At 71.2% G+C, this 18,934-nt stretch carries 13 protein-coding genes and 2 CRISPR repeat arrays (1 of these 15 cut by a window edge); of the genes, 12 read left to right on the forward strand and 1 reads right to left on the reverse strand.

Annotated elements, in window-relative coordinates:
- Position 1: 1 nt before the first annotated feature.
- Positions 2-1,237 carry an ATP-grasp domain-containing protein gene (locus ACWC2T_RS35135; RefSeq protein ID WP_450674430.1) on the forward strand — a complete coding sequence of 412 codons (1,236 nt, stop codon included), beginning with the start codon at positions 2-4 and terminating at the stop codon, positions 1,235-1,237.
- On the forward strand, positions 1,234-2,037 hold the full coding sequence (locus tag ACWC2T_RS35140; RefSeq protein ID WP_450674390.1) for a class I SAM-dependent methyltransferase: 804 nt from the start codon (positions 1,234-1,236) through the stop codon (positions 2,035-2,037). Before ACWC2T_RS35135 ends, ACWC2T_RS35140 begins: the two co-directional genes overlap by 4 nt.
- Before the next feature lie 317 nt (positions 2,038-2,354).
- Here the strand turns inward: ACWC2T_RS35140 and ACWC2T_RS35145 are convergent, their stop codons facing one another.
- Complete coding sequence (locus ACWC2T_RS35145; protein ID WP_450674391.1) at positions 2,355-3,341, reverse strand: phosphotransferase family protein; 987 nt, start codon at positions 3,339-3,341, stop codon at positions 2,355-2,357.
- Between the two features lie 191 nt (positions 3,342-3,532).
- Between ACWC2T_RS35145 and ACWC2T_RS35150 the strand changes: the two genes are divergently transcribed.
- From ACWC2T_RS35150 to cas2e, 10 genes are all read left to right on the forward strand, one after another.
- The gene (locus ACWC2T_RS35150) at positions 3,533-5,416 is read left to right on the forward strand and encodes a hypothetical protein (protein WP_450674392.1); all 1,884 of its coding nucleotides are present in this window, start codon (positions 3,533-3,535) and stop codon (positions 5,414-5,416) included.
- 17 nt (positions 5,417-5,433) lie between these two features.
- The gene (locus ACWC2T_RS35155) at positions 5,434-5,655 is read left to right on the forward strand and encodes an NUDIX domain-containing protein (RefSeq protein ID WP_450674393.1); all 222 of its coding nucleotides are present in this window, start codon (positions 5,434-5,436) and stop codon (positions 5,653-5,655) included.
- Between the two features lie 16 nt (positions 5,656-5,671).
- Positions 5,672-6,252: direct repeats of the CRISPR family, unit length 28 nt; unit sequence GAGCAACCCCCGCTGGCGCGGGGACGAC.
- A gap of 770 nt (positions 6,253-7,022) precedes the next feature.
- Positions 7,023-9,959 carry a CRISPR-associated helicase Cas3' gene (cas3, locus tag ACWC2T_RS35160; protein ID WP_450674394.1) on the forward strand — a complete coding sequence of 979 codons (2,937 nt, stop codon included), beginning with the start codon at positions 7,023-7,025 and terminating at the stop codon, positions 9,957-9,959.
- 348 nt (positions 9,960-10,307) lie between these two features.
- Positions 10,308-11,999 (forward strand): type I-E CRISPR-associated protein Cse1/CasA, encoded by a 1,692-nt coding sequence (gene casA / locus ACWC2T_RS35165; RefSeq protein WP_450674395.1) that lies wholly within the window; start codon positions 10,308-10,310, stop codon positions 11,997-11,999.
- Positions 11,996-13,177 carry a type I-E CRISPR-associated protein Cse2/CasB gene (casB, locus tag ACWC2T_RS35170; protein WP_450674396.1) on the forward strand — a complete coding sequence of 394 codons (1,182 nt, stop codon included), beginning with the start codon at positions 11,996-11,998 and terminating at the stop codon, positions 13,175-13,177. Before casA ends, casB begins: the two co-directional genes overlap by 4 nt.
- Positions 13,178-13,311: 134 nt before the next feature.
- The gene (gene cas7e / locus ACWC2T_RS35175) at positions 13,312-14,490 is read left to right on the forward strand and encodes a type I-E CRISPR-associated protein Cas7/Cse4/CasC (protein ID WP_450674397.1); all 1,179 of its coding nucleotides are present in this window, start codon (positions 13,312-13,314) and stop codon (positions 14,488-14,490) included.
- Complete coding sequence (gene cas5e / locus ACWC2T_RS35180; protein WP_450674398.1) at positions 14,487-15,287, forward strand: type I-E CRISPR-associated protein Cas5/CasD; 801 nt, start codon at positions 14,487-14,489, stop codon at positions 15,285-15,287. Before cas7e ends, cas5e begins: the two co-directional genes overlap by 4 nt.
- Positions 15,288-15,291: 4 nt before the next feature.
- The gene (gene cas6e, locus ACWC2T_RS35185) at positions 15,292-16,077 is read left to right on the forward strand and encodes a type I-E CRISPR-associated protein Cas6/Cse3/CasE (RefSeq protein ID WP_450674399.1); all 786 of its coding nucleotides are present in this window, start codon (positions 15,292-15,294) and stop codon (positions 16,075-16,077) included.
- Positions 16,070-17,053, forward strand: a complete 984-nt coding sequence (cas1e, locus tag ACWC2T_RS35190; protein WP_450674400.1) for a type I-E CRISPR-associated endonuclease Cas1e — start codon at positions 16,070-16,072, stop codon at positions 17,051-17,053. The genes cas6e and cas1e overlap by 8 nt, the downstream gene beginning before the upstream one ends.
- Positions 17,050-17,394: a type I-E CRISPR-associated endoribonuclease Cas2e gene (gene cas2e / locus ACWC2T_RS35195; protein WP_450674401.1), complete on the forward strand. Its 345-nt coding sequence runs from the start codon at positions 17,050-17,052 to the stop codon at positions 17,392-17,394. The genes cas1e and cas2e overlap by 4 nt, the downstream gene beginning before the upstream one ends.
- A 21-nt stretch (positions 17,395-17,415) precedes the next feature.
- A CRISPR array of direct repeats spans positions 17,416-18,934; the repeat unit is 28 nt; unit sequence GTCGTCCCCGCGCCCGCGGGGGTAGCTC; it runs 277 nt beyond the window's last position.

Below are 18,934 nucleotides of genomic sequence, written 5' to 3' on the forward strand. Positions count from 1 at the left end.
CATGCCGGTCCTGCTGCTGGAGGCGGCCGGCCCCGAGTCCGAGCACCTGGCCCGGGCCGCGGCCGCCTCCGGCCACCCCGTTCACGCCGTCACCAACGCCGCCACCCTCGCCACCTACTCCGGCGAGCTGCGCCAGCTCCTGGCGGGCCGCCTGGTCACCGACTTCGTCCGGCCCGACCAAGCCCTGCAGGACATCACCGGCTACGGGCGTCGGATCGGCGCGAAGGCCCTGCTCACCGTCAACGAGTACCTCACCGACCTGGCCGCCCGGGCGTGCGCGGCTCTCGGCCTGCCCGGCAACGATCCCGAACGTGCGGCCGCCGCACGCAACAAGGCCCTCATGGCGGCCACGTTCGAAGCCGGCCACGTCTCCACGCTCCGCACCACGATCGTCACGGACTCGCGAGAGCTGCGAGCCGCGGCCGGTGCGGTCGGCTTCCCTTGCGTCGTCAAACCGGCCGACGGCGCCGGATCAGCCGGCGTCACCGTGGTCACCAGCCCCGAAGCACTGGAGCCGGCCTGGGACGCCGCCCGCCAGGCGAAGGCGATGTACGGGATGCCGCGCGACGGTCGCGTCCTGGTCCAAGAACACGTCTGCGGCCGCGAGTTCAGCGTCGAATCCGTCACCCAGCACGAGGTCACCACCCATCTGTGCATCACCCGCAAGCACACCACCGGCGGCATCCACCGCGTCGAGCTGGGCCACGCGCTGCCCGCGCGCCTGCCCGCGGCCGCCGAAGGGGCCCTGCTCGAACAGGCCGACCGGGCGATCGCCGCGGTCGGCGTCCGCAACGGCGCCACCCACACCGAACTCGTCCTCGGCCCCGACGGCCGGTGCACCGTCCTGGAGATCGGCGCCCGCCTCGGCGCCGGACACATCGGCGTCCTGATCCAGCACGCGCTTGGCATCGACCCGTGGCGCACCCTGTGGGACATCGCCCTCGGCCACCCGGCCACCCCGGCCCCGGCACGCAGCGGGTACGCCACCGTGCGGTTCCTGACCACGTCCCGCGCGGGCCGGCTGGTCGCCGTCACGGGCCTGCCGAAAGTGACCACCACTATCCCCGCTGTACGCGTGCGGGCGGCTGCGGGTGCGGACGTGGGTCCGGCGACGTCCAACCGCGGCCGCCTCGGCCATGTCATCGTCACCGGCCGCGATCCTCACACGGTCGACGACCAGGCCGACCAGATCCTGCGCCAGATCACCGTCACCGTCGATCCGAGGAGCGGGACGTGAGCACGCCACCCGACAACCGTCCGGCCGACACGGCCGGCCACCAGATCACCAGCGCTTCGGAGTTCGACCGTCTCTTCGGCAGCGAAGGACAGCCCGGTGACAGTGCCTTCAGCGCGATCGCGCGCCTGGTCGACCCGGACCTCCCGACGGATCTGGACCTGTTCTCCTTCCTGTGTGCCGACCTGCTTCACCACATCACCCGACAGCTCGACCTGCACCCGGGGCAGCTCCTGGCCGACCTGGGCTGCGGCCGCGGCGGTCCCGGCCTGTGGCTCGCCGGTCACGCGCACGCGGCCCTGATCGGCATCGACTTCTCCCCGGTCGCCATCGCCCAGGCCCGTCACCGGGCCACGTCGCTCCCCGTCGAAGCGGCCTTCGCCGTGGCCGACCTCGCCGGCCTTCCGCTGGCCGATCAATGCGTGGACAGGGCTGTGTCGTTGGACGCCCTGCAGTACGCGCCCGACCGCCTCGCCGCCGCCCGCCAGGCACTGCGCATCCTCAAGCCCGGCGGCCGCCTGGTGCTCACCGGCTGGCACCCGCACATTCCCGGCGACGAGCGCCTTCCAGCACGGCACCGGCACACCGACTGGAGCCGTGTGCTGCTCGCGGCGGGCTTCACCGACGTGCACTGCACCAGGGCGCCGGCGTGGGACGCCGCCTACCAGGGGATCTACCGCACCGCGCTGACGTTGCACGCCGTACCCGGCACGGCGCTCGCCGGACTGCAGGGCGAGGCCCGACGGCGGCTGCCCACCGCGCACCTGCTGCATCGCGTCGCTGTCACCGCTGTACGGAGCTGACCGGGGAAAGTCGTCTGTGCTCGCCGCCTGGCAGCGTCCTGGGCGCGGGCCTTGTTCTCCCTCTCGATCAGATCCGCCTCGCGCTCGGCGCGGGCTGCCTCGAGGGCGTTGTCGAGTTCCTCCGCGGTGGCGCCCAGCCGAATGGCGCTGCCGTACCAGGAAGCGAAGCTGCTCTGCACGTCGGCGGGCCGGACCAGCCGGACTCGACCGTGCCGTCAGCCGTCAGACGTTCGTGGCGAGAGCAGCAGCGCCGTAGCTTCGCAGCGCTTCCTGCTTCGTCACGGGCCGATACCGCATGCGGTCCGTCTTCTTCTGCGTCAGGTCAGCTGGGTCAGGACGGCAGCCATCGAGGAGTAGGTGTCGCGGACGCCTTCGTCCTTGTGGAGGCGATGCCGTTCCAGGCGGATGGCGCCCAGGTGGCGGGCTTCGTAGACGAGGGAGCGCCAGGTGGCCGCGGCGGAGGTGTCGCGGGGGCCGTAGGAGTCCCAGAACGCGGTGCGCTCGTCCTGCTTGGCGCTGGCCATGCGAATGGTCCAGTCAGCGGCCGGATCCCCGAAGAGCGTGCGGTCCAGGTCGAGGACCCCGGTGATCACCGGTTCGGGTGCCTTGGAGTCCAGCATGGTGTTGACGGTCCACAGGTCCCCGGTGAGCAGCCGCGGTTCGGTGATCTCGTCGAGGACACGGTGGTGTTCGCCGGCGAGGTCGGCGACCTTGCGTACGTCGGCGGCGTCCAGGCCGAGATGCCCCAGGTCGTCGGCGATGGCGTTGAGGGAGGCGATCACGGCTGCGCTCCATGTGGGATGTCCCGGCCCCGCGACCGGACCGAAGTACCGGCCGCGTACGGCGTGCACGCGTGCCGTGATTTCACCGAGCTGGGCGAAGAAGCCCGGCCACAGGTCGCGGGGATAGGCACCGAGACGCTCGGGGGCGGGCACACCGGTGAGGTGGCTCTGCAGGATCCAGTCCCGGCCGGTGATCTCCTGCGACCAGTCGGCGAACAGCACGCGCGGGACGAGGCCGGCGATGGGGGAGAGGTAGGGGACGGTGACGTACTCGTTGCGCATCAGCTCCCGCTCGGAGCTGAACTGCTGTCCCGGAGCGGGGGCGATGCGCAGGATGCTCGGTGTCTCCAGGTGGTCGACGGTGATCCGGTAGGTGGTGTTGTACATGCCGCCGCCGAGCTCCACGGCGGACGTGACGCGTGCGGCGTCCCCGAAGGCGCGCTGACCGATCGCCTGAATGTCCTCGGCGGTGACGGGCTGCTGGAAGGCGTGCGGATCGCGGGGGATGGGGCGGAAGTCCATGACGCTCCTTATATGCCATCGACCGACCGCGCCCGCCGCGGCTGATGGGCGTCGCCGCCCCTGGCGGGACACGCACGAACGGTACGACAGGAGCAGCCTACCCATCCCTGAAAGCGGATGCCGCACAACTTCAAGCCAAACCGCTTCCTTCGAAAAGCGCTTCCGCTTTTGGCGGGTGTAGTGTGGGTGACATGACGTCACTTCCCTTCCGTGGCAATGACCGTGGTGCCGACATCGGCACCCGGTACACGCTCGCGCAGCTCGCCCGCCGGGTGCACATCTCCGAGAGCTACGCACGCACCCTGCTCGCCAAAGGCGACCGGCTGCCAAGGGCGGACGGCACCGACACCGACGGAAAGCCGTGGTGGCGGCCGGACACCATAGACCGCTGGTGCCAGGACACCGGCCGGCCCCTGCCGGAGGACGCCGCCCCGCTGTACCGGCGTCCCCCGGCCACCCACCCGGCCCCCGTCACCTTCGCCGATGACGTGCTGCTGCCCGGCAGCAGGCGCACCGGTGAGCAAATCCCCGTGCACGTGACCCTCTACGAGACCGACCACGGACCCATCGTGTGGGTTCAGCGCTACAGCGGCCTCGAGTACGACATCAGCAAGCACAGGGCGGCCCGCGCGGCCGCGCACGTGCTGCCTCCCGCCCTGTGGCGCGACGCCGTCGTCCTGGTCCCGGACGCACTGCCGTTCCTCGACCGGGAAGAGCGGTCTGCTCCCGACGTCGACGCCTTCCGACTGGACCCACCCGAGGGCAGCCAGCCGGAGCAACTTCCCCGCTGGGTACCGAAGTTCATCAAACCCCGCGCCGAGGAACAGGAGCGGCCGCCCGCCGACCCGGCGACGGTCCCCGTACGGGACGCGGGGATTCCTGACGTTGACGTCGTCGCCCGCGCCGTGGGCCATGACCTGCCGCTGTGGTGGCGCGGGACCTGCACGCGCGACGCAGTGCGCCGCGCACGCACCATGGGGGAGGGCGCCGCCTTCACCGTGGCCGACAGCACCACCGCCTGGCCCGAGCACCGCGAGCGGATCCTCGCCGCATACGAGAACAAGATGCACGCGCAGTTCCCGCAGGCCTGGATCGCGCTCGCCGCGGACACCCTGAGCACCTTCGAGGAGGCCCGAACAAAGATCGCAAATGCCACAGGGCGCGGCGAGGGCTGGTACGCACCGGCCCGCCCAGTGGCACCGGAGTGGCCGCTGGCGATCGAGACGGCCGTGCGGACTGCTGCTGCGCGCGAGCTCCACCTTGGGTATGCGGCCGCGGAACTCCACGAAGTACGGGCGGCCGAAGCCGAACAGCCATGGGACTCTCCGTACGGCGAGGCCCTGTGGGAAGCGGCCCGCTCCTTGGCCGGGCACCTGGTGCGCTACTCGCCCGAGGACGTCTTCACCACCGTCAACCGCGAGCTGATCAGCACGGCGGGCCCGGTCGCCCAGGACTACCGGGCTCAGCTGACCCCGCTGCCCCAGCAGACCGTGACGGAGCTGCGGGCGAAGCCCACACGACGGCTGCTGCGCCTGCTGACCAACGAGACGCACCTGCCGACCCTCAAGCACTACGGCTTTCTCATGGATGCGGTCGAGAATCTGGCCCAGCTCTACACGGACCCGGCCGGACGCTGGGTCGCCGAGTTCAAGCCGAACGAGGCCGACCACCCGGACCTCGCCGTCGAATGGCCGACCGGCAAACCGCCCGCCGGCTGGGGCGAGCACACCGTCATCGCCGGCGACAAATCCAGCGACGGCGTCTTCGCTCTGACCCCCACCCCGGACGGCGGGCTGCGGATCGACCCGCTGCCGTCCTCCGGCGGCGCCACCGAGTACACCTGGGGCTACCCCGGCACCGGGCCCGGCCACTTGTACGACGCGCTCGCTGCCGCAGTCCTCGACAGCTGGGAAGACACCTCCCAGTGGCTCAACCGGCTTGCCGGCCGGCGCTCCCACAGCAGCGGCCTGTGGAAGGCGATCCAGGCCACCAAACAGCACGATCCCCTCCGCATTCCCTGGCCCAAGATCGTGCAATGGACCCGGGAGGACCAGAAGGCCGCAGCCGGACAGTAGCGGCCACACTGGAGGGCATGACGTCCTCCACTCCGCCGCTGCGGGAAGCTGCCCGCGCCATCGTCCTCGACGCCGACGACCGCGTCATGCTGCTGCGCGAGGAGGGCGGCTTCTGGGCGACGCCCGGCGGCTCACTGGAGGACGCGGAGGACTACGCCACGGCGACGCTCCGCGAGCTGAGCGAAGAACTCGGCATCGACGCCCCGCGGGTGCGGGGACGACGTGCCGGAGCGCGGTGATGAGCCGGGCGGCCTCGAGCAACCCCCGCTGGCGCGGGGACGACCGGTGCGGTCGGCCATGGCGTCCCCCTATGCAGGAGCAACCCCCGCTGGCGCGGGGACGACTCCGCGCCCGCGAGCGGCCCGGTCGACATGGTGATGGAGCAACCCCCGCTGGCGCGGGGACGACATCACCGGAGAGGTAGTCGGCACTGTGCAGCAGGAGCAACCCCCGCTGGCGCGGGGACGACTCCGCGCCCGCGAGCGGCCCGGCCGAGGCCGGGGAGCAACCCCCGCTGGCGCGGGGACGACCGGCTGGCGCCGGCGGCACGGTGAAGATCACGAGAGCAACCCCCGCTGGCGCGGGGACGACTCCGCTTCGTGCCCGGAATGGGAGACGACATCAGAGCAACCCCCGCTGGCGCGGGGACGACGCGTCGAAGGCCTTGATGTGGCCGTGCTTGACCGAGCAACCCCCGCTGGCGCGGGGACGACTTAACAGGCCCTTGCGCTCATTACCGGCCGGTGGAGCAACCCCCGCTGGCGCGGGGACGACGTCAGACCGGGTGCGTGATGCCGTCATGGTGGGGAGCAACCCCCGCAGGCGCGGGGACGACTTGGCCAGCATCGGGCCCGGGGCGACGTGGGAGGAGCAACATGAGTGTCGCGCGGAGAGCCACCATGACGAGCGAGCAACCCCCGCGGGCGCAGGGAGCAACCCCCGCGGGCGCGGGGACGACGGACTCCGATTTCGGCATGATGTCCGCTCCGCCGAGCAACCCCCGCGGGCGCGGGGACGACCAGCGGTGGGCGGCCGACGACTCCAAGCCGCGGGAGCAACCCCCGCGGGCGCGGGGACGACCCGAGGTCACCCGTGGGGGCGGTGCCCCACACCGAGCAACCCCCGCGGGCGCGGGGACGACATACCCGCGATGATGATCACAACACCGGTCGGAGAGCAACCCCCGCAGGGGCGGGCACGACCTCTTGAGCACGGCAAGCGCACGGCTCACCGTCGAGCAACCCCCGCAGGCGCAGGGACGACAAGGCGTCGGTCGCCATGCTGCCGCGCCACGACGAGCAACCCCCGCAGGCGCGGGGACGACGTGGTGAACGTGGCGGAGCACACCGTGTGCCAGGAGCAACCCCCGCAGGCGCGAGGACGACTCGTTGAGCTGCGGTGACGCTACCAAGAACTCCGTTCTTCATTCACCTGGCTTCAGCTTGGTTCTCTCCTTCACTGATTGATGTTCTTGCCACGTTTCGCCCGGTCGGAGCGGTGAGGAAGGGTTCCCGGCAGGTGGCAGAGCCACCTGCCGGTACCTGCTTACCAGGGTCGATGTCAGTGGCGGCGCCTATGGTGCTGGGATGTCGGATTGGGGGGTTTCGTGGATCACGAGACTTCGGTCGTTGAGCTTATGAAGGCGATGGGGTTGTCGCCGGACGCCGTCGAGCGGGTCTCGCGGCTGTGGGGCAAGTCGGCGGCGCGCAACGGTGGACAGACTCATCTGCTGTTGGGGCATCTGCTGGACACGGCTGCTGTGGCGGCTGTGATGTGGGACCGGTATGTGGCGGCCGCGTTCCGGCGGCGGCTGGACAAAATCAGCGGTGGCCGGGGCCGGTTGTGGTTCATGTGGGTGTGCGGCATCCACGACTGCGGGAAGGCTTGTCCGGCGTTCCAGGCCGTGGACGCTGTCGAGGCGGCGCCGGTTCTGGCGGCGGGGCTGACGTGGGGGCGGCTACCGACGGGCCGGGACAAGCGGTGGCGCCATGATGTGGCCGGCGCCGTGCTGTTGATGCCGCGGCTGGTCGCGGAGTGGGGTGGCCAGGAGGCCGCCGGGTGGGTGTGGCCGCTAGTCGCCGGACACCACGGCACGTTTCCGTCGGCGGCTGCGCTCAGCCCGCCGCGAGGGGCCCAGGGCCGCGGCGCCGCCTGGGAGGAGGCCCAGCGGGCGGTCGTGGATGTCTTCACGCGCGCGGTCGGTTTCGATGATCTGGCGGACCTGCGGCCGGTGGGCTCGCTGCGTAAGGCCGAGCAGCTGGCGCTGTCGGGCCTGATCGTGATGGCGGACTGGATCGCCAGCGACCACAGCCAGTTCCCTGGCCTGGCGGACGCCGATTTGATTTCTTTCGCCGGGGCGCGACGCCGTGCGCAGGCGGCCTGGGAGCGGCTGCGGCTGCATGGCGGGTGGCGGGAGCTGCCCCTGCCCAAGGATCCGCTGGCCCCGCTGGCTGACCGGCTGGGTGTTGAGCCGCGGGCGTCGCAGCGGGAGCTGGTGGAGCGGGCGTGGTCGATGCCGGCGCCGGGGCTTTTGGTGGCTGAGGCTCCGATGGGGGAGGGGAAGACGAAGGCGGCGCTCGCGGCCGCGGAGGTTTTGGCGGCGCGGTTCGGCCTCGATGGGGTGTTCGTGGCGATGCCGACGCAGGCGACGAGCGACCCGATGTACGAGCAGGTGCTGCAGTGGGTGCGCACCTTCGATGCGGAGCTGGAGTCACAGGTCGCGCTGCTGCACGGTCGGCGCCGGTTCAACGCTTGGTGGCGGGCGATCTGGGAGGGCAAGCCGCTTCCGGACGGCGATGGCTGCGGATGCGGGGGCGAGGGCCGTCTCGGCGTTGCTGGCATGGCCGATGACGATTTCGGCGCGATCGAGGAGGATGCCGATTTCGGCATGGCGTCGGCTCAGCCTGCGGCGGAGCGGGCCACCGGTCTTGTGGCGGATGGTCCGGCGTACTGGTTTCTGGGTGACAAGCGCGGCCTGCTGACCGCGTTCGCGGTCGGCACGGTCGATCACCTGTTGCATGCGGCGACCCGGACCCGGCATGTCATGCTCCGGTTCGCAGGGTTGGCCGGGAAGGTCGTCGTCGTGGACGAGGTGCATGCGGCCGACGTCTACATGCGGCAGTTCCTCGTTGAGGCGCTGCGCTGGCTGGGCCAGGCGGGCACCCCTGTGGTGCTGTTGTCCGCGACGCTGCCGCCCGCTCAGCGGCAGCTGTTCGTCGACGCCTACCTGTCCGGTGTGCTGGGCACGGCTGACGTGCATCAGAGCGTGCCGGAGCCGGCCGGGTACCCGTGTGTGACGGTTGCTTACGGCGTTGGCGGCCGGGCGGTTGCCGAGACGTCCCGTAAGGCGGTGCCGTCCTGGCGGGAGTCGGCAGCCGTGCGGCTGTCCTGGCTGCCCGACACGGACCCCGCCGGCGCGCGGGTCGCCGCGGCCGTACGTGAGGCTGTCGCCGACGGAGGTATCGCCCTGGTGGTGGTCAACCAGGTCGACCGGGCTCAGGGGATCTACCGCGAGCTGCAGGAGGGAGGCTTCGACGGCGTCCTGCACCTGCTGCACGCGCGGCTGTGCGCCGCCCACCGTGCAGATCGGACAGCGCAATGTCTGCATCTGATGGGGCCAGAGGCGGGCGGTGAGCGGCCGCCGCGCATGGTGGTGATCGCCACCCAGCTGGCCGAGCAGTCCTTCGACGTGGACGCCGACGTGCTGATCACAGACTTGGCGCCCGCAGACCTTCTCCTGCAGCGCATTGGCCGGCTGCACCGCCACAGCGGTACGTATCGTCCGGCGGCACACCGAGTGCCCCGCGTGCTGGTCACCGGCGTGGCGCCCGGAAGCGACGGCAGACCGCGGTTCCTGCGCGCTTCGGAGGGGATCTATGGCGAGTGGTCGTTGCTGCGGTCGGCGGCTCTGGTGTCGGAGGCCGCGGGCCCTCTTGCGGCCGCGGATGCGGGGGAGGAGGCGCCCTCGCAGTGGAGCATTCCCGCCGACGTGCCGACTCTGGTCGCGCGGGCCTACGGGGACAGCGAGATCTGCCCGGCGCACTGGAACGAGGGCGCCGCGTGGGCGCGGTGGCAGGCGGGGGAACGGGAGCGGGAGAAGACGGCCGAGGAGTTCCTGCTGTGCCGGCGGCGGGAGTGGGCCTTCCCGACCCTGGAGGGGTTGCACTACGCCGGCAGCCTGGCCGCATCGGAGGATCAGCTTGATGCCGTCGTCCGGGACGGGGATCCGTCCGTCGAAGTGATCATCGTGCGGCGGTCCGGTGGTGGCTACCGGGCTGTCGACGGAACTTGGCTCGGGGTGCATGGTGAGGTGGACGACGACGAGGTGACCGACCGCTTGATCGGCGGCACCGTCCGCCTTCCCCCACGTCTGACGGACGCTGCGCGGGCGGAGCTGAGCCCGCTCGCGGGGTGGGCGGGTCGGCCGTGGCTTCGATACCGCCTTGCGCTCGTGCTGGAGGACGACGGCGCACGGCAGTTGGGCGCGGACCGGGTGTCGTACGACGACGTGCTGGGCCTGGTCATCGAGCGAGGAGGGCGGTGAAGGGGCTGTGGAGCCGGGCCGGGGCCGCTTCTCCCCGCGCTGCGGGGACAGCTTCTCGTGCCTGTCGAAGTACCAAGCGGGAACACCCCCGTGCCGATCACAACCGTCTCGGGGAGGCTCCGGCTCCACAAGCCGTGCGCAGAGTACCCGCTCATTGACGAAATCGCCGTGGCCCGGCCGTTTCGGCCCTGACTTTCCTCGATCCGCTTGAAGTAGCAAGCGTTGCCTGACACGCTCTCAACGATCGGGTGAGCGCCAACTGCCGCCAGTGGTAGGGGATTTACGCCTGCCGGTCGGCGCGTCCGGGGGGATGCGGGAGGGTTCAGTTACATGGAGGGGGGAACCGCCATGAGCAGCGAGGGAGACCTCGTTCACGACCAATGGCTCCACGTCGTCGATCGTGACGGCGTTCAGCAGTGCGTCAGCCTGGGGGAGGCGTTGTCCGAGGCGCACACGATTCGGCGTCTGGAGCTGCCGGTGCACACGATGCTGCCGGTGGTGCTGCGGCAGATGCTGCTGCCGGTGATGATCGACGCGCTGGGAGCACCGCGGACCCGGCAGGAGTGGAGTGAGCGGTTCCATCGCGGTCGCTTCTCGAAGGACGAACAAGATCGTCTCGTGCACTACCTGGGCCCGCGCTACGGGGACCGGTTCCGCCTGTTCGACCCGGAACGCCCGTTCGCGCAGGTCGCCGGGCTTGAGGCGCTGAACGGGGAGACGAAGTCGGCCGCTCAGCTGGTGCCGTCGGTGGCGTCTGGGAACAACGTGCCCCTGTTCAGTGCGCTCAGCGAGGCCGATGAGCTGCTGCTGGCGCCGGGGGATGCGGCGCTGTGGCTGATGCACGTGCACTGCTGGGACACGGCGTCGATCAAGACCGGTGCGGTGGGGGATCCGCAGGCGAAGAACGGGAAGACGACCGGCAACCCGACCGGGCCGCTCGGTCAGTTCGGAATCGTCGTCCCCACTGGGGAGACGCTGTACGACACGTTGTTGCTGAACACGCCGATCCTGCCCGACGGGCTGGAGCCGGCAGACCGGCCGCAGTGGGCGTGGAGCGAGCGTCCGGTCGGCCTGGGCTGCATGTCGCCGGCCCAGCCCGCCTGGTCCGAGCGGTCGGCGACCGGTCTGCTGGACCTGCTGACCTTCCAGGCCCGCCGGATCCGGCTGATCGCCTGCGAGACGGAGCAGGGCAGGCGGGTGCACCGGGCGATCGTGTCGGCCGGAGACCGGCTGGCGCAGGTGCCCGAGTTCGAGCCGCACACGGCGTGGCAGCACACCGCCAAGCCGAAGAAGGGCCAGCTGCAGCGGCGGCCCCGTCGCCACACCTCGGGCCGCGCCGCCTGGCAGGGGCTGGGAACGCTCCTGGCGATGACCCTGCCTGTTCAGGGCGACGGCCCCTACACCTCGCTGCTGCTGCGGCAGGTCGGAGACCTGCAGGGTGGCAAAGTGTTGTCTGCGCGGTATCGGCTGGGTGTGGAGACGTCGGGTCTGGAGTACGGCACGCAGTCCGCCGTGGTGGAGAACGCCATCGGCGACGACCTGCCCCTGCCGGTGAAAGCCTTGCTCGCTCAGGACGACTGGCTGCGTGAAGCCCTGCTGGAGTGCGTGGCACAGGCGGACCAGGTCGCCCGTGCCCTGGACGGTCTCAACAACGATCTGCGGATCGCTGCTGGCGGCGATCCGCTGCCCCGCGACAAAGGCAGCCGGCCGTCCGCGCAGTTCCTGCACTGCCTTGATGCAACCATGCGCCGCCTGCTGGCCGGGCTGCGAACCGTCGACGAGGACGACGAAGAACTCCTGGAGCGCGCCCAGCTCGCGTGGGAGCAGTCCGTGCAGATCGCCGCCGACCGGGAGGCAGGCCTCCTGCTCGCGGCAGCCCCGCCGCGGGCCGTGGTGGGCCGCACGGTGAAGAACGGTGACAAGGAGTTTGTCTACCGCAGCGGCAAAGCCATCGGCGTCTTTCGGACCAGGCTCGCCGGCATCCTGACGCGGGCCGCCGAGGAACGCAGCGTCAAGCGCGAGGAGGAAGCCGCCGCATGACGACCAACGGCAGCACCCCCTGCACCCGCCCCCAGGAGGGCCGGACTCGGTCGTTCTTCTGGGAGGAGACCGTCCAGGAGTGGCAGTCGGCGCGCAAGGAAGGGCAGCGCCCGCGACTCTCCGAGTACGTCACGCGGAACCTGCGTGCCCTGCGTGAAGGCGTCAACCAGGAGCCCGGCACCAACCCGGCCTTGCGCTCCCTGCACCGCGTCCCCCTGCAGGACGACGGCTTGGACCACCTTCCGAACCGGTATATCGCAGAGCACCACACGCTCACCCTCTTCGGGCTGCACCAGCATGCCGCGTCCGAACCCGTCCACCAGCCAGATGTCGGTCTGGGTACCGCCTGCCTGCTGCTGCGCCGCAGCGAGGCGCTGACGCAGGCCGCCGTGGAACGTCGGCTGATCGCGGCCGCCACCGCCCAGGACCTGGACGAACTGGTGCAGCACCTTCAGCGGCTCGTGCCGCTCCTGCGGCACGCGGGCATCGGCCTGGACTACAGCCGCGTGCTGCGCGAGCTGACCGCGTGGGAGGGACCGGGCCGCAACCGGGTGCTGCGAGCCTGGGGCCTGCAGTACACCGATCCATGCACGCCGGGCACTGAGGGCAAAGAGGGTGCCGGCCAGGAGCGGGCGCCGTACTGGGTGACGTTCGTCCCCGGCAGCCCGCAGGCCGGAGCGGAACTGGCCGCGCTGCGCTCGGGCACCGGCCGCGAGCCGGGCACCATCGCCGCGATGTGGCCGTTCCACCGCACCCACATGGCATCCGAGTGGCGGAACAAGGGCTCCCTCACCCGGGACCTGGCGGCCGAGCACACTGCGCTCACCCTCTTCGCCCGCCACCAGCAAACCCACAACCGCCCGATGCATGTCGCCGGCGCCAGCCCGGGCACCGCCGCCGGTCTGCTGTTGAGGAAGGCTGCCGCGGGCAGCGAAGGAAAGGCCGCCACCGCGGCGCTCGAGCGGCGCTTCGGCGTTCTGCTCACCTCCGCCGACGCCGACGAGCTCGCCATGCACCTGCGCTCCCTCATCCCGCTGCTGAACCAGGCCCGCATCGGACTCGACTACGACCTGCTGCGCACCGCTCTGCGGACCTGGGACGACCCCCGCCGCCCGGACGCCGCGACCACCTTCCGGCAGCGATGGGACCGCGACTTCCACCTCGCTGCTTCCTCCTGACGCCGCCCAGCCCCACCGGCCGCCAGGCCCCGGGCTTTCGGCCCGGCGCACCCGCACACGTCGAACCGCGCTTTGCCCGCCTTCTTTTTCGGCGCCCGCCCAACAGGCGCCTTGTGCCTTCAAGGAGTCATGCCATGAGCCAGCCCGCTCTCTTCGTCGAGATCCACATCCTGCAGAGCCTGCCGCCGTCCAACGTCAACCGGGACGACTCCGGCACCCCGAAACAGGCTGTCTACGGCGGCGCCCGCCGCGCCCGCGTCTCCTCGCAGGCCTGGAAGCGGGCCACCCGCACCGAATACGCCAACCATGTGCCGGAGGCCGACCGGGCCACCCGCACCAAGCGGATCGCCACCCTGCTCGCCGCGCGTCTGGCCCGCCCCGCCGACGAGGGCGGCGCAGGCCTCACCGGAGAGCAGGCCGACCGCCTGGCCGGCGCCCTGCTGGAGCCGCTCGGCATCACCAAGTCCAGCAAGAAGGAAGACCAGTCCGCCTACCTGCTGTTCTTCGGCAAGAAGCAGCTCGACGCCCTGGTCCGACTGCTCGACGGCAAAGCCGCCGAACTCGCCGCTCTGCCTGACGACGACCTTAAGAACGAGGTGAAGAAGCTTTCCGTCGTCCAGACGCTGTCCACCGGGCACCCCGCCGAGGTCGCCCTGTTCGGCCGCATGGTCGCCGATCTTCCCGCCCTGAACGTCGACGCCTCCGTCCAGGTCGCCCACGCCCTGTCCACCCACGCCGTGCGCACCGAGTTCGACTACTACACCGCCGTCGACGACGAGAACACCGACGACCACGGCGCCGGCATGATCGGCACCGTCGAGTTCAACTCCGCCACCCTGTACCGCTACGCCGTGCTGGGCGTGCACCAGCTGCGCGACAACCTCACCGACACCGAGGAGACCCGCCAGGCGGCGGTCCGGTTCGTCGACGCGTTCGCCCGGTCCATGCCGACCGGGCACCAGAACTCCTTCGCACACCGCACCCTGCCCCACCTGGTGCTGGTGACAGTGCGCGCCGACCAGCCCGTGAACTTGGTCTCCGCCTACGAAGAGCCCGTCACCGGCGTCACCGGTCTGGCCTCGGAATCCGTCGTACGGCTCGCCGACGAGCTCAAGGCGGTCGGCGAGACCTGGGGCGACAAACCGCTGCGCACGGTTGCCACCTACACCGCCGAAGGCGACAAAATCACCGAGGTCTTCGGTCCCTCCCTGCCCTTCCCTGCCCTGCTCGACACCGTCGATGCCATGGTCGGGCAGTGGCTCGCCGACGGCCAGCTCGCCCCCGCCCAGACCACGCAGGCCAGCACCCGGTGACCGGCACCTACCACGCCGTCCTCGTGCTGCGGCTGGCCGCACCCCTGCAGTCCTGGGGCGGCCCCTCCCGCTACAACTGGCGCGAAACGCGTCCCCAGCCCACCAAGTCCGGCATCCTCGGTCTCCTGTCCGCCGCCGAAGGCCGCGACCGAGAGGCATCTCTCACCGACCTGGTCGGCCTGCAACTCGGCGTCCGGGTGGACCAGCCCGGCACCCTGCTGCGCGACTACCACACCTACAGCGACTACCGCGGGCTGCCGCTGCTGTCCGCCAAGGCCAACGCCAAGGGACAGCAGACCAGGACCGCTCCGCCCAAGTACACCGGCGTCACCCGGCGTTTCTACCTCCAAGACGCCGTCTTCGTCGCAGCCCTTCGCGGTCCGCGCGCCTTGATTGAGGGCCTGGAAAAGGCCGTCCGCAACCCCGTTTTCCCGCTCAGTCTCGGCCGCCGCTCCTGCCCGCCCACCGGGCCAGTCAGCCTCGGACTGCGCGACGACACCCGGCTGGACGAAGTCCTGAAGGAAGTGCCCTGGCAGGCGGGCAGCCACCGCCGCCGACAGGCCAAGGGATCCACCGTGTCCCTGGAAGCAACCGTCGAGGACCCCACCGGTGACCAGCTCGCTGTCGACGTCCCCGACACCTACGACCTCAAGACCGGCACCCGCTTCGGCCGACGCGCTGTCCGTCACCTCTGGGTCACCGTCCCCACCGGCCGTACTCAGCCGGACCGCCCCGACGGGGGCACCGGCACCGCCGGCCCCTCCGACCACGACCCGTTCGCCCTTCTGGGCTGGTGAGCACATGCCCTACTTGTCAAAGATCGCCCTCAACCCCCGCCGCCGTGCCGCCACGGCCCTGCTTTCCAGCCCACACCGCCTGCACGCCGCCATCCTGTCCGGACTGGCCATACAGCCCGTCACCGAACGCGTCCTGTGGCGCCTGGACAGCACCACCGCGCACCGGGCCGACATCCTCGTCCTCACCGACAGCCGCCCCTGCTGGGCCCACCTCGTCGACGACGCGGGCTGGCCCGGAGCCGACGGAGGCGCCCCGCTCATCGCCGACTACACGCCCCTCCTCGAGCGCATCGCCCGCGGCCGCGAGTTCGCCTTCCGCCTCACCGCCAACCCCGTCCACAACGTTCCCCGGCCCACCCGGCCGAGCGAGCAGCAGGCCACACGCCTGAAGGAAGGAGCCGACAACGGCAGCCGGCACCGAGGCTTCCGCGTCGCCCACCGCACCGCAGCCCAGCAACTCCAATGGCTCCTCAAGCGGTGCGAACGCCACGGCTTCAGCATCCCCGACGCCACCACCACGCCTCCCGCCCCCAGCCTGCAGACCGAAGGCCAACACCTGTCCGCCGGACCCGCCGTGACCATCGTCAGCCGCGACATCCTCCGCTTCCACAAAAGCCCCGACGGCCCACGCGTCACCCTGTCCACCGTCACGTACGAAGGACGCCTGCGCGTCACCGACCCCGACACGCTGCGCGCCAGCCTCCTCGGCGGGATCGGCCCCGCCAAGGGCTACGGACAGGGCCTTCTCACCCTCGCCCCACTCCGCGTCAGCGAGGACGAGCATGGCTGACCCCTGGTGGCGGACTGGACCGCAGGACGTGCACAGGCTCGAGGACCGCATCTCCAGCCTCTATGCCGAACGCTGCCACATCGACCGGGACGACAACGCCATCGTCCTGGTCAACAAGACGCGCACCGTCCACGTCCCGGCCGCCTGGCTCGCCGTCCTCCTCATCGGTCCCGGCAGCCGGATCACCCACCCCGCCGTCACCCTGCTCGCCGACTCCGGCACCGCCGTGTGCTGGGTCGGCGAGCAGGGCGTGCGCCTGTACGCCACCGGCACCAGCACCGCGCGCGGCTCCCAGCTCCAGCTGCGACAGGCCTGGCTGGTCACCCGCCCCAAGGAACGTGTCGCCGTCGCCCGCCGCATGTACGACATGCGCTTCCCCGGCGAAAACACCACCAACCTGACCCTCCAGCAGCTCCGCGGCCGCGAGGGGACCCGCATCCGCAAGCTATACGCCCAGCACGCAGAGCGGACCGGAGTGCCCTGGACCAAACGCGACTACAAACCAGGTGACGCCTTCGCCACCGGCGACGACGTCAACCGGCTCCTGTCCGCCGCCAACTCGGCCCTCTACGGCATCTGCCACGCCGCGATCACCGGACTGGGCGCCAGCCCCGCCCTCGGCTTCGTCCACACCGGCAACGCCCTCTCCTTCGTCCTGGACATCGCCGACCTCTACAAGGCCGAGTTCACCATCCCCCTCGCCTTCGACCTCTGCGCGCAGGGCCTCACCTCAGAGCGTGACGCGCGTACTGCTTTGCGGGACGCAGCCGTGCGGGGCAAACTCCTGCCCCGCATCGTCGCCGACATCAAGCAACTCCTAGTCCCCGACGGAGTCGACCTGTCCGACGAGGACCTTGGCGCCCTATGGGATAACGGCGACACCGTCGTCAGCGGCGGCCGTAACTGGGGCACCGTCCACCACCTCGACGTCATCCCGGAACCCACCGACCCCACCTCCGAGGGAGTTGCCCCATGAGCGACAGGACGACCGTGGTCGTCCTCATCGCGGCCCCACCCGGGCTCCGGGGACACCTCACCCGCTGGTTCGTCGAAGTAGCCGCAGGCGTCTACGTCGGAAACCCCAACCCCCGCATCCGCGACCGCCTCTGGAACGTCCTCGCCGAACGCATCAACGATGGCCAAGCCGTCATGATCGAACCGGCGGCCACAGAACAGGGCTGGTCCGCCCGCACCGCCGGCCGCAACCGCTGGACACCCGTCGACTTCGACGGCCTCACCCTCATTGCCCGTCCACGCCAGAGCGGACAACCATGGCGGCCCGCGAACGAGGCAAAGCAAAATGACCTGACCGGCTGACAACCCTGCAGGTCACGAAGCGTCGTCCCCGCGCCCGCGGGGGTAGCTCCATGCAGGGATGGTTATGCATCACGGTGATGCGGTCGTCCCCGCGCCCGCGGGGGTAGCTCCCGCTGGCGATTTGGCTTCGCCACTCGGGGGTAGTCGTCCCCGCGCCCGCGGGGGTAGCTCCTCCCTACAGCTTTGCCGACTATGCCGCCATAGGTCGTCCCCGCGCCCGCGGGGGTAGCTCTCCGGTCGTCCAGGGTATTCAGAGCGCCATGGAGTCGTCCCCGCGCCCGCGGGGGTAGCTCCAACGCGGCGTGCAGGGCCCGTTGATTGGCCGGGTCGTCCCCGCGCCCGCGGGGGTAGCTCCGCCCCAGATGAGCCCCCAGGATGCGACGAGGGGTCGTCCCCGCGCCCGCGGGGGTAGCTCCCACGCGCGGGCCGCCGCCGCCGCCGAGCCGTGGTCGTCCCCGCGCCCGCGGGGGTAGCTCCCTGCAGTCCTACTCGGCCATCGCCGCCGCGACGTCGTCCCCGCGCCCGCGGGGGTAGCTCCCCCGACTCCCCGAAAAGCCCGACCCCGCGACCGTCGTCCCCGCGCCCGCGGGGGTAGCTCCGTGCACGAGCAGGGGGCGCAGGGATGAGCACCGTCGTCCCCGCGCCCGCGGGGGTAGCTCCGGGGCGCCAGCGGACGGCACGGGGTCCAGGTCGTCCCCGCGCCCGCGGGGGTAGCTCCTCATCGTGTCACCAGCGGAGTTCACCAGCCAGGTCGTCCCCGCGCCCGCGGGGGTAGCTCCTCCAGCGGGAGGTACGTCGAGAACTGGAAGTTGTCGTCCCCGCGCCCGCGGGGGTAGCTCGATTCTGCTGAACTTTCAGTTCAACTTGTAGTTGGTCGTCCCCGCGCCCGCGGGGGTAGCTCGGTCGAGGTGTACCCGATCGCGTGCGGTGAGCCGTCGTCCCCGCGCCCGCGGGGGTAGCTCCGCGGCGCACTCCGCCTCGGGCCGCCTCGGGCAGTCGTCCCCGCGCCCGCGGGGGTAGCTCCGACGACGCCGGGGGGACCGTCCTCGGCTTCCCGTCGTCCCCGCGCCCGCGGGGGTAGCTCGCCGATGATGGGCTTGACGCCGGCCGCTTGGCCGTCGTCCCCGCGCCCGCGGGGGTAGCTCCAGGGGCCCGTCTTACGCATGGCTAGGGCCCGAGTCGTCCCCGCGCCCGCGGGGGTAGCTCGGCGACACCAACGGCCACGGCAGCTTTGAGTTTGTCGTCCCCGCGCCCGCGGGGGTAGCTCTGTGCCTTTGCGCGAGGTGGTGATGTAGCCCTCCGTCGTCCCCGCGCCCGCGGGGGTAGCTCTCCAACGAGCGGCTGAGTGCCGCCCGTGAGGGAGTCGTCCCCGCGCCCGCGGGGGTAGCTCCGCGTACATCACCGCCCCGGATGCCGGTCGCAGGTCGTCCCCGCGCCCGCGGGGGTAGCTCCCACGAATGACCACCGACTCACCCGCCCGGATCGTCGTCCCCGCGCCCGCGGGGGTAGCTCAACTACGGTCCCCCAGGTCAGAGGGGGT

Source organism: Streptomyces sp. NPDC001393 (genome assembly GCF_053597455.1).